Consider the following 11,187-nt stretch of genomic DNA (forward strand, 5'->3'; position numbering starts at 1 on the left):
GATTTGGCCAAATATAGCATGTATTGTTATGATGCTCATATATCCAATTTAGAGGAAAAAAAGTGACACTATTAATCGTTTACATGGTTACAGCGATTGTGATTTCGTTTCTATGTTCTGTCATGGAAGCGGTGCTATTGAGCATTTCACCTAGTTATGTTGCGCTGCTTCGTAAAGAGCGGCCAGTACTGGCTAAGCAACTAGAGAAGCTAAAAAGTAATATCGATCAGCCATTAGCGGCTATTTTAACACTTAATACTGTTGCACATACTGCTGGTGCTGCGGGCGTGGGCGCACAGGCTGCCGTGGTGTTTTCAGATGCGGCTGTGGGGATTGCGTCTGCGATTATGACTTTATTGGTACTGGTGTTATCTGAAATTATTCCTAAAACGCTGGGGGCTAATTATTGGCGTGCTTTAACGCCTAGTGTGACTTATGGTTTACGTATTTTGGTACTAGTCCTTAAGCCTTTTGTTTGGGCAGCACAAAAGCTAACTAATTTGATGGGTCAAAAGCATAATGAGGCCTATTATATTCGCCAAGAAATAGAAGCAATGGCCGACATTGGTAGTGAGTCTGGGGCGCTTCATGCTGATGAATCAGAAATCATTCGTAACTTGCTGCACTTTAGGCATGCAAAACTAACCGATTTAATGACACCGCGTACGGTCATTTTTAAAATCCATAAAGATCTTACCGTTAATCAATACTTGAGTGAACACGGTTCGTCGTCATTCTCTCGAGTGCTAATTTATGACAAAGACGCTGACGATATCATAGGCTTTGTACATAAAAACGATATTATGTTGGCATATCATCGGTTAGGCACAGATTACAAAATTAGTAAGTTAGTTAAACCTATCTATACGGTACCGAGCACCCAAAATGTATCGTCGCTATTACAAACATTGCTCACCCAACGTACCCACATTTGCTTAGTGATTGACGAATACGGTGATGTGCAAGGAATTGTAACGCTCGAGGATATGATAGAAGCGTTAATGGGCTTAGAAATTGTGGATGAGCGAGATCAATCAACCAATATGCGCGCCGTAGCAAAGCAGCGTTGGCACCAGCGTTTAGCTGATAGTGAGCATATCGTCAGCGCCGACGATAATGAATCTCGTTAGCTGTTTTTTGTTTTAGCAGCTGTTTTTATCCAGTGTTGGGCCCACGAGATAAATTCAGCTTTTGCTTTTGGGCAACTAAATAAAAAGCCCTGTATAGCTAAATTTGTTTGATAATGCTTGAGGTAGGCCAGCTCTTCGGGGCGCTCAACCCCTTCGGCCACTAATTCAAGCTGCTCTTGGGTTGTCATATTAATGAGTGAACTGACTACCACTTGAGAAAACTTATCGGTTTCTATGTGGCTAATAAAAGAGCGATCTATTTTTACTTCTGTAAATGGCAGCTGTTTCAGTTGGTTAATATTAGTAAAACCAGTGCCAAAGTCATCGAGTGAAATACCAAAGCCGAATATTCTTAATCTATTTAAGGTTTCGAGTTGAGTGTAGCTTGAAAGGGCATGCTGCTCGGTTATTTCAAGCACCACATCACTAGGTAAAACATCATGTTTTTGTAGAAGCTGTAATAACTTATTGGGGCTGTTTAAATCATCTAACTGACACGGCGATAAGTTAAATGACAATTTCAAATTTGTACCCAGCTGCTCTTTTAGTTGCTTGATGTCACCACAGGCTTTTTCAAATAGCGTAAACGTAATGTCATTGATTAAATCGCATTGCTCAGCCAGGCTGATAAAACGGCTTGGTAAAATAACTCGCTCGTCTTTACTTGAAACAATGCGAGCCAGCACTTCAACACTTTGTATTTGATTGGTGTTTATATTTATTTTAGGTTGATAGTAAGGTGTTATTTCATTATTTTTTAATGCTTTAATTAGTTTTTCTTTAGTGATTGGGCGCTCTTTTACAAGTGTGTGGCTGTTTAACTGAGCGATTTTGGTCAGTAACGTATTTACCTGATTGAGTTGCACAGGCTTAGATAGGTTGCCAATTAAATGCACATTGTGCTGTTTAGCGAGGTCAGCGGCTAGGCTGATTATTTTCGGGTCCATTTCAGAAATAATAACAATTGCACCGCAATAGCCTATTTCACCTAAGTTACGGATCAGCTCCATGCCATCCATTTCTGGCATATTAAGATCGGTAAATATGGCATCAAAATAGTTTATATCAGCTTTTACTTTTTCAAGTGCTTTAACAGGGTTTAAACAGGTGGTTGTGGATTGCGACATTTCGAGTTCATTAAAAATAGCTTTCATGACAATCAAAATGGCTTTTGAGTCATCGACAACGAGTATGTTTGGTAATTTTGTGTGCATTGTTGTCCTTAACTTAACGGTCGTAATTTATATCCTTCTGTTTTAAAAATAGTCGCTTGAATTGTTTTTGTCAGTATTTATTGCTGTTTTAAATTTTAAATATCAGCAAAATCCAATCGATAAATTATTCTATCTTGCTCGTGTTTTTTAGATGGGTAGATATATTAGCGCCATAATTTATAATGGTTATAATACCAATCCGCAATAATACTTAATCATTTTGAGGGAGCAAGTCAGACGCGAGCTGCGTTAAAAAATTCTTCTTTAAAGCAACTAAATAACGAAGTTTTTGCCTTGCTATCGACTGGATTTTTCTGCCTCAAAATAGCGCCCCTAATTAAGCGAACTGATATAACAATGATAAAAATCGATCTGAATCTAGCCGAACAACCGTTTACGCTTATGCTAGATAAGCAACAAATTGTAAAAATATTTCATGATCAGCAAGCGATTGCATTTGAAAATCCACGTGAAAACTATGTTGAGTTTATGCTTGATGAGCAGCTAATTGGTATTGATAGCAGTGACGTTAACCAACAGAGTATTGCGCTATTTGTAGATAATCAGTTTGCCACTCAGTTAGCTTTGCCTGTGGCGGCGCAAGGCGAATCTAAAAAAGGCTTTTTGGGGCTTGCGGCGCTAGGTTTTAAGTTATTTAAAAGTGCTAAGGTGGTTAAAGTGGCCCTAGCGAGCGCATCGGTGGCCGGTTATGCTTGGCTGTTTACCATTGAATTTGCGTTAATGCTGATTGCTTGCCTGGTGGTACACGAATATGGCCACGTACGAGCTATGAAGTATTTTGGGATAAAAACCAAAGGCATTTATTTAATTCCTTTTGTAGGCGGGTTAGCCGTTAGCGACGATAAAATAACTACGCGCTGGCAAGATGTGGTGATCTCACTAATGGGCCCTGCCTTTGGTTTGTTTACCTCAGTGTTAGGCGTGGTGCTTTATTACGCCACAGAAATGGAAATATTTGCAGGCGTTGCGGTACTTAGTGCACTGCTTAACTTATTTAACTTACTGCCTATTTTACCGCTTGATGGCGGACATGTTTTAAAAAGTATTAGCTTTTCAATGCGTTCATGGGTGGGGCTGAGTGTATGTTTATTGGGTGTGTTATTTGGCTTATGGTTAAGTTATACCTTTGGTTTAATGTTATTAGTGTTCTTTTTGTTTGTTGGGGCGCTGGAAATTGTGTTTGAATGGCGCGGCCGTCATTACTCGCATTTATTGCCATTAGATAAATATGGCCAAGGCTTTTCAGCGGTCATGTATGCGCTGGTGGTTGCTGGCCATGTAGCAGTGATGATGCACTTTGCTGACTCTGAAAACGCCATTTTAAGCTTGCCAATGAAAATCTTATCGAGCTAAAAAAACAGTATGGCAGATCGAATTTTGCTCACCATGCTGTTTTTTGCACGGTATTTTTTAAGGTTTGTGTGGCGATGGCAAGATGTTAGTTTTGGTTTGTTTCTTAATGGGGGAATTGGTATGGTACTATCCCTCAGAATGAAAAATAACAAGAAGCCGTGAGCTGATAAAATTATGGATGATGCGATAAAACAACAAGTAAATCAAAGTACAGTGGAATCTTTATTGTACACGCTTTATTGGTTGGCCTTTTTTTCACTGGCGCTCCCAATGGCTTCATACTTGATTATTTTTTTATCGGGTGGTGGGGCATTATTATTAAATGACATTACTTATTTAGAGCAACTAGATTCGAATCCCGGCTTAGTTTTTATATCTACCTTCCTCACTGCTGTACTTACGCTGCCATTTTTAAAGTCTACTCTTGATGCGCAAAATAAAAGCGAAGTTATTGGGCGTTTAGCAATAGAGAAGGTGGCTCTTTTTCCTTTAATCATTACAGTGCTATTAACAGCGGCTTACGTTTTACTGGAACAATGGCTTTTTGGCTTTATGGAAGTCGCCTTGCCAGATTTTATGTTAGAAGTTGAAGCACAAACAAACTCGCTTTTAGCTAAAATTATGCTGTTTTTAGCCGTAGTATTTATTGGGCCTATATTTGAGGAAGTAGTTTTTCGAGGAGTAGCATTCTACAGGCTGAAAAAAACAGCCTTGGGAGCTATTGGCGCAATTATTATCCCAAGTATCGTGTTTACATTGTTACATGGGCAGTATGATCAAGTTGAAATTTTTATTTCTCTGTTTGTGTTTTCTTGCTTGATGGGATTAATTCGTCATCTATCGGGTAACTTGTGGTATTGCATTATCGCTCACATGATCTGTAATTTATTAGCACTAGGTGAGACTATTTGGTGAGATTAAATGACTTATCAGTTAACTTTACTTTCTTACTTAGTTCTTTTGGTTTGCAGCTAGCAAGCGCGATATAAAATCGCGCCTATTTATTACCAAAATACTCATGGATAAAAACTTAGCATCAAGGATATAAACACCCCAGTAATAATCAGCTGTACCACGCAAAAGCCCATAATGTCTTTAGCTTTTAACCCTGCAATGGCTAATACCGGTAATGCCCAAAAGGGTTGAATTAAATTAGTCCACGCATCTCCCCACGCCACAGCCATAGCAACCCGCGCCATATCTGCACCAAGCTCTTGTGCTGCAGGGATAACAATAGGCGCTTGTACCGCCCATTGTCCGCCACCTGAGGGCACAAACATATTAACGAGTCCTGCACTAATGAAACTGTAAAATGGCAAGCTATCGGCATCCGCTATGGCTATAAAGCCCTGTGATATTTGTTGCGCCAGTCCAGTATCTACCATGACCGCCATAATGCCAGCATAAAAAGGGAACTGAATTACAATTCCTGCGCCACTCGGAATCGCTTGTTGCAAGCTATTAAGCACATTATAGGGTGTTTGATGCAGAGTGATTGCCATAAACAAAAACAGGGCAATTACACTATTGAGGTTTAAGCCGCCACCTGCGATGAAAAAGTAATAACCTAAGTAGGCAAGTCCGATTAAACCAATGCCCATACCTAATAGCTTACTTTGTTCTAAATGCTGAGCAGGGCGTGTTATTGTTACTTTATCAGGTGGTGTGTTTTCAAGCAGTGATGGGTCAACATAAACACTGTCTTTTTCATTCGGTAGCATGTATCGGTTAACCAGCGGCATAATAATAAATAAGCCAATCAGAATCGCAATGTTAAAGCCTGCGAATAAGGTTTGCTGTGTGCCAATAATACCCATAGTTGCCTGTGAGAAATGCCCTTCGCTGGCAATGGTGAGTGGTACGGAGCCTGCCAATCCGCCGTGCCATACTACAAAACCTGAGTAAGCACTTGCTACTAATAGTCGGTAATCCACTCGAGTCTGTTTAGCAATAGCTTTAGCAAATAAAGCCCCAATCACTAAGCCAAACCCCCAATTTAGCCAGCTTGCTAAAAGCGAAATAAATGTCACTAAAATAATGGCTTTTGGGGCCGTATTAGCAAGCGTTGCTAATTTTGTTAGTAACATACTTATTAACGAGGTACTGGCAAGCATGTAGCCTGTTACTAATACCAACAGCATTTGCATGGCAAAGCTCAGTAAGTTCCAAAACCCGCTACCCCATGATGTTATTACCTTAAGTGTGGTTGCAGGGGTCGCTAAATTCGCAATGACTAAAGTAATAATGGTGAGCAAAATAACAAATATAAATGGGTCGGGTAAGTAGCGCTCGACGAGCTTGGTAAATGGACTGGCAACTTTATTAAGCATAATTAATAACGAGTTAGTGAAAACTTATTTGTTAATTAATCATGAAATCTTAGGATTAGCAAACACCGCTTTGAATAAACGCTCAGTAAAGCAGACTTTTTAAAGGTTGTTGATGAGGGAATGTCGCTAGCAAATACTTACCTTGGTCGGTATTTGCTAGTTATGCTCAATTAAGAATCACCAAGCACTTGCTTTAAGCGATTTTGTACTTCTTGAACGAGTAAGTCGGGCTGAAATTTTGATAAAAATGCATTACAGCCTACTTTTTCCACCATGGCTTGGTTGAAGCTACCACTCAGGGACGTGTTAAGCACCACATGTAAGTTTTTTAAGCGATTGTCGTTACGTATTTCATAGGTTAAGCGATAGCCATCCATCGAAGGCATTTCGGCATCGGTAATCACCATTAGCAGCTCTTTTTCAACATCGCGTCCTTCATCAGCCCAGCTTTTGAGCATTTGTAGGGCTTCTAGACCGTTACTGGCAGGAATAATTTCGATACCAAGCTGCGATAACGTATCGCTAACTTGTTTACGTGCTGTTGGCGAATCATCGGCGTGCAATATTTTGCGTCCTGCAAATTCGTTTACGATGGTTTCATCCAACACCCCATCAGTAATATTGACCTCGTACTCAACTATTTCAGCGAGTACTTTTTCTACATCAATAATTTCAACTAATTGCTCTTGGCCATCACGCTGTACTTTAGTTAGTGCCGTAATATAATGATTTTTACCCACAGAGCTGGGGGGCGGCATAATGTCAGACCAGGTCATATTCATGATTTGATCAACCTTGCCAATTAAAAAACCTTGTGTGGTACGGTTATATTCAGTTATGACCAGATTACAATCTTCACCATATTCTTTTTTAGCCATAGAAATGGCTTGGCGAAGGTCAATCACTGGGATAGATTCACCGCGTATATTGGCTACACCGGTTACCTTAGGGTGAGAGTGCGGTATTTTGCTTAAACGGGGAAGCTTTACCACTTCTTTTATTTTAAATACATTGAGTGCAAATAAATGGCGGCTATGCAAATAAAAAAGTAGCAACTCTAAACGATTTTCGCCTACAAGCTGAGTACGCTGATCAACTGACGCTAAAACACCTGACATAATAGACCCATATTTTTCCTCATAACTTTATAATTATAGTTTACTCTTATTTTTCTTCATAACGAACCGTGAATATTTCGATTACAGTAAAACGTTGCTTAAGTGTTATCATGTGCAGTATCGTGTTACTAAATGATTTAAATAATCAATCGATTAACAAAAAATTATGCATCATATTTTTAAACGTATTGTTGTGCTGTTGCGCAGCCATATTGATCAGGTAAGTTGGCAGTCTGTTGTAATAGCAACATCCTTACATATGCTGCTTACTTGGTGCTTATTGTTAGTGGCAAATGAGCAGGCACTGCTTTCACCGGGTACTTTTTTTTACTACTACACGGTAACCACTTCAACGGTAGGGTATGGGGATTTAAGTCCATCAACTGACTTAGGTCGATGGATTGTCGCATTAATACAAATACCTTTTGGTTTGGCTTTATTTGGTGTCTTGTTGGGTAAAACAGGACAAACAGTAACTTACTTAATTAGGCGCGCTATGACTGGTGATAAAAACTTTGCTCACAGTAGCAATCATATTATTATTTTTGGTTGGCATAATGCTCGTACCAAAAAAATGATCGACTACATTTTGGCTGATACTAAGCGGACAGATCGCCGTATTTTATTAGCGGTTACTGAACAAATAGAGCATCCGTTTTTAAGTAATGAGAATGTTGATTTTGCTCGCCTAACCAGTTTCACCGATTTGGATGAATTAGAGCGCGTTGCCATTCGCCACGCCGATAAAGTGATTATTGATGGCCAAGATGACGACCAAACATTTACCACCGCACTGCGTATTAGCCGTTTAGTCAAAGAAGATTGTCACATAAGTGCACACTTTTTTGATGAGACAAAAGTTGAAATGTTATTAGAGCATTGCCACAACGTAGAGTGTAGCAGTACTAAATCGGCAGAGATTTTAGTGCGCTCAATGCAAGACCCAGGCTCAAGTCGTGTACAAGAGGAACTATTATCAACCTTGCACGGTGATACGCAGTTTAGTTTACAAATCCCTAGTAATGTAAAAACCATGGAGTTTGGTAAATTATTTCATCACTTTAAGTACGATCATGATGCAATATTGTTAGGTGTGGCTCATAATTTAAGTGCAAAAAATATGGATTTAAATCCGCCTTTAGATTATGCAGTAAACGCCGGAGATATTTTGCATTACATTGCGCAAGAGCGAGTATTGAGTAATGAAGTTGACTGGCCTAGCTTGGAAAAATAATGACTGAAATTGCGTTTTTAATTATCGTTTTATGTGCTTATATTTTCCCTATTATGATAATTCTTAACAGTAAGCGTAGCCAAGGCCATGAAAAAAATGGCTGGCTAGTAGGCGCTATCTTCTTTTCGTGGATAGCGCTGATTCTTTACTTTTCGATTGTGCCCAAGCAAGGGCACGCCAAGAAAAAGTAATGAATGAGTACCTTTTGTTACTTATTCTAATTGTCTCAGCTTATGCTCAACCAGCGGGTCGTCTGGCGCTAGCTGTTGAGCCACTTCTAATAGTTTAATGGCATCATTTGGATTTTCATCTTGATGCTTAATGGCTACGTCTATTAAAGGTTGAATATCAATTTTTTCTTGGTGCTCTTGCACGTGCGCTGCTTTTTCGTCGATTAAAATAGTGTGAGCGGTACTTAATAACGCTTGACGATGCGGCGAATTAGCATTGGCTTTATTAAGTTTTTTATAATAATCCTCTTTTAAACGCAGTGTTTTTGTTTGTAGCCTAAATTGTGCAATGTCGATTTGTTGATTAGCAATAAAATCAACAGCCACTTGTTTATAAAACCCAAACTTATTTAAATAAGTGGCATGGGTGCCGTGCCCCATCCCAAATACGCGTAAGTGAGTGAGCTGCTGGTAGCGTTTAGCGTGTTGGCGGTCAATGCGGTTGGTTGGGTCGTAAATAATGTAGCCCTGTGCATCCCCTAAATCTAAATCATGGTAGTCACCTTGCCAGTCATATTGCTGGGCAATGTCGGTACTTGAGCGGTCATCCCAAGGGGCGATAAGTTTGTTTTTAGTGCTAACAGGATGGAAAAGCAGTACTTTGTCGAGTTTGAGTAATTTAGCAAATGCACCCACAGCAAAGCCGCCACGACTAAGTCCATAGCCTAGCTTGGTTTCAAAAGGAGAGAGTAGGGTTGATAGTTGCTCAATAAAAAAGATTAAATTGCGGTTACGAAACCAATTACTTTTACCCAAATGCTGAAACGCAATAATATTAACGTTTTGCTTTTGTGCTAAATGATAGCCCCAAGGTGCAAAGTCTTCGTTCAAATCACGCTCTTGTACATCAGTACCGGCAGGTGAAAAAGTAAAAAGTAAGGGTTTGTTGAGATCAACAAAGTGATATTTTACATACACATCACCGAGTAAATCCCCACCAGAGGTAGGTAGTTTTGCTTGCTTCTCATTATCGCTGAGAGTTAACCATTCATCTAACCAGTATAGTAATTTCATTTTTCCTCCAGTGCGCACAAGCCGCAGATCATAGCAAATCTGAGGGCATAAGAGAAATTGAGCCAAGCTATGCTGCGCTGGTGGAGTGCCTTTTTAATGGCAAAATGTATGTTACCTTTGCGACTATTAAGCCATGTTCAAAATTTCATTCCAGTCATTTTCGGTCACTGGCATGACCGATAAACGTCCCCCTTTTTTAAGTGCAATGTCTGTCACTGACTCATTTGCCTTAATTGCTTGCAAGCTCACTATGCTACTGAGATGAGAATGGTAGGTTACTTCCACCACAAACCAACGGGGGGTCTCAACGGTTGCTTTGGCATCATAATAATCGCTACTTAAGTCAAACTGAGTCGGATCAGGGTAAGCGGCTTTAGTGACAATTCCTATTCCCGCAACACCAACCTGTTTACAGCTAGAATGATAAATCATCACTAAATCACCTTGTTTAACATCATCGCGGATAAAGTTACGCGCTTGGTAGTTTCGCACGCCTTCCCATAACGTGGTTTGTTCAGGTGCATACTTTAAGTCATCAATTGAAAAGGCGTCGGGTTCGGTTTTAAATAGCCAAAAAGCCATATTAGTTTTCCTCACTCAGTGTGTTGGTATTTTTCCAGTATTGTATAGTATCATTTAGAAATTAGGGGATTGAGGAAGAAATAATGAGCCAAGTATTAGATGATTTATTGTCGTTGTTATCACTTGAAGAAATTGAACAAGGTTTATACCGAGGACAAAGCCAAGACTTAGGTTTTAGAGCGGTGTTTGGCGGTCAAGTTATGGGGCAAGCGCTTTCAGCAGCCAAAGAAACACTGCCAGCGGGGCGAATTGTTCACTCATTACATTCTTACTTTTTACGCCCAGGCGATGCTGCAAAGCCGATAGTGTATGACGTTGAAACGATTCGCGATGGTAAAAGTTTTAGTACGCGTCGTGTTAGCGCGATTCAGTACGGTAAGCCTATTTTTTACATGACGGCGTCGTTTCAAGGTGATGAACAAGGGTTATCGCATCAAGCGACCATGCCAGATGTTCCTGCCCCTGAAGAGCTACGTTCTTCATTAGAGTTTTATCAAGAAAATGCACAGCATATTCCAGAAGCTATCCGTAATAAATTTATTCGTGAAATGCCGATTGAAATGCGCCCAGTGAATTTTCATAACCCCTTTAAACCAGAAGCCATCGAACCAGTAAAACATATTTGGTTTAAAGCCAATGGCGATATGCCTGACGATCAACGTATTCATAACTATTTATTAGCGTATGCGTCCGACTTTGAATTTTTACCAACCGCATTACAACCACATGGCGTATCGTTTATGCAGCCGAATATGCAAGTGGCGACGATTGACCATGCTATGTGGTTTCATCGTCCGTTTAGAATGGATGATTGGATTTTGTATACTATTGATAGCCCAAGCGCGAGCTCAGGAAGAGGGCTGGTACGTGGGCAGTTTTTTGACCGCCAAGGAAACTTGGTAGCCTCTACTATTCAAGAAGGGGTAATGCGCCAGCGCTAATCCTAATACCCACTATATTG

The 11,187-nt window shown here is 40.0% G+C and carries 11 protein-coding genes; 6 read left to right on the forward strand and 5 right to left on the reverse strand.

Translation table 11 applies throughout. The features are described from left to right. Nucleotides 1-62 precede the first annotated feature (62 nt). On the forward strand, nt 63-1,130 hold the full coding sequence (locus N523_RS0107835) for a hemolysin family protein (protein ID WP_028835911.1): 1,068 nt from the start codon (nt 63-65) through the stop codon (nt 1,128-1,130). On the opposite strand, the gene N523_RS0107840 is transcribed toward N523_RS0107835, so the two are convergent. Further along, nucleotides 1,127-2,344, reverse strand: a complete 1,218-nt coding sequence (locus tag N523_RS0107840; protein ID WP_028835912.1) for an EAL domain-containing response regulator — start codon at nt 2,342-2,344, stop codon at nt 1,127-1,129. The genes N523_RS0107835 and N523_RS0107840 overlap by 4 nt on opposite strands. Nucleotides 2,345-2,701: 357 nt before the next feature. On the opposite strand from N523_RS0107840, the gene N523_RS0107845 reads away from it, so the two are divergent. After that, nucleotides 2,702-3,718: a metalloprotease gene (locus N523_RS0107845; protein WP_028835913.1), complete on the forward strand. Its 1,017-nt coding sequence runs from the start codon at nt 2,702-2,704 to the stop codon at nt 3,716-3,718. Between the two features lie 174 nt (nt 3,719-3,892). Beyond that, on the forward strand, nt 3,893-4,633 hold the full coding sequence (locus tag N523_RS0107850) for a CPBP family intramembrane glutamic endopeptidase (protein ID WP_028835914.1): 741 nt from the start codon (nt 3,893-3,895) through the stop codon (nt 4,631-4,633). A gap of 101 nt (nt 4,634-4,734) precedes the next feature. On the opposite strand, the gene N523_RS0107855 is transcribed toward N523_RS0107850, so the two are convergent. Together N523_RS0107855 and N523_RS0107860 are read right to left on the reverse strand one after the other, a co-directional pair. Then, on the reverse strand, nt 4,735-6,048 hold the full coding sequence (locus N523_RS0107855; RefSeq protein ID WP_028835915.1) for a short-chain fatty acid transporter: 1,314 nt from the start codon (nt 6,046-6,048) through the stop codon (nt 4,735-4,737). A 170-nt stretch (nt 6,049-6,218) separates the two neighbouring features. Beyond that, nucleotides 6,219-7,166 carry a chemotaxis protein CheV gene (locus N523_RS0107860; RefSeq protein ID WP_013463773.1) on the reverse strand — a complete coding sequence of 316 codons (948 nt, stop codon included), beginning with the start codon at nt 7,164-7,166 and terminating at the stop codon, nt 6,219-6,221. A 166-nt stretch (nt 7,167-7,332) separates the two neighbouring features. On the opposite strand from N523_RS0107860, the gene N523_RS0107865 reads away from it, so the two are divergent. Further along, the gene (locus N523_RS0107865) at nt 7,333-8,400 is read left to right on the forward strand and encodes a potassium channel family protein (RefSeq protein ID WP_013463774.1); all 1,068 of its coding nucleotides are present in this window, start codon (nt 7,333-7,335) and stop codon (nt 8,398-8,400) included. Next, complete coding sequence (locus N523_RS0107870) at nt 8,400-8,591, forward strand: hypothetical protein (protein ID WP_013463775.1); 192 nt, start codon at nt 8,400-8,402, stop codon at nt 8,589-8,591. The genes N523_RS0107865 and N523_RS0107870 overlap by 1 nt, the downstream gene beginning before the upstream one ends. Nucleotides 8,592-8,612: 21 nt before the next feature. On the opposite strand, the gene N523_RS0107875 is transcribed toward N523_RS0107870, so the two are convergent. Both N523_RS0107875 and N523_RS0107880 read right to left on the reverse strand, forming a co-directional pair. Next, the gene (locus N523_RS0107875) at nt 8,613-9,644 is read right to left on the reverse strand and encodes a hypothetical protein (RefSeq protein ID WP_028835916.1); all 1,032 of its coding nucleotides are present in this window, start codon (nt 9,642-9,644) and stop codon (nt 8,613-8,615) included. 126 nt (nt 9,645-9,770) lie between these two features. Beyond that, a complete protein-coding gene (locus tag N523_RS0107880; RefSeq protein ID WP_013463777.1) occupies nt 9,771-10,226 on the reverse strand; it encodes an EVE domain-containing protein in 456 nt (151 codons plus the stop codon). Nucleotides 10,227-10,309: 83 nt separating this feature from the next. Between N523_RS0107880 and tesB the strand changes: the two genes are divergently transcribed. Then, nucleotides 10,310-11,167 carry an acyl-CoA thioesterase II gene (gene tesB / locus N523_RS0107885; RefSeq protein ID WP_013463778.1) on the forward strand — a complete coding sequence of 286 codons (858 nt, stop codon included), beginning with the start codon at nt 10,310-10,312 and terminating at the stop codon, nt 11,165-11,167. Nucleotides 11,168-11,187 lie beyond the last annotated feature (20 nt).

It is taken from the genome of Pseudoalteromonas sp. 23_GOM-1509m, assembly GCF_000518425.1.
In the GTDB taxonomy this organism is placed as follows: Bacteria; Pseudomonadota; Gammaproteobacteria; order Enterobacterales; family Alteromonadaceae; genus Pseudoalteromonas; species Pseudoalteromonas tetraodonis.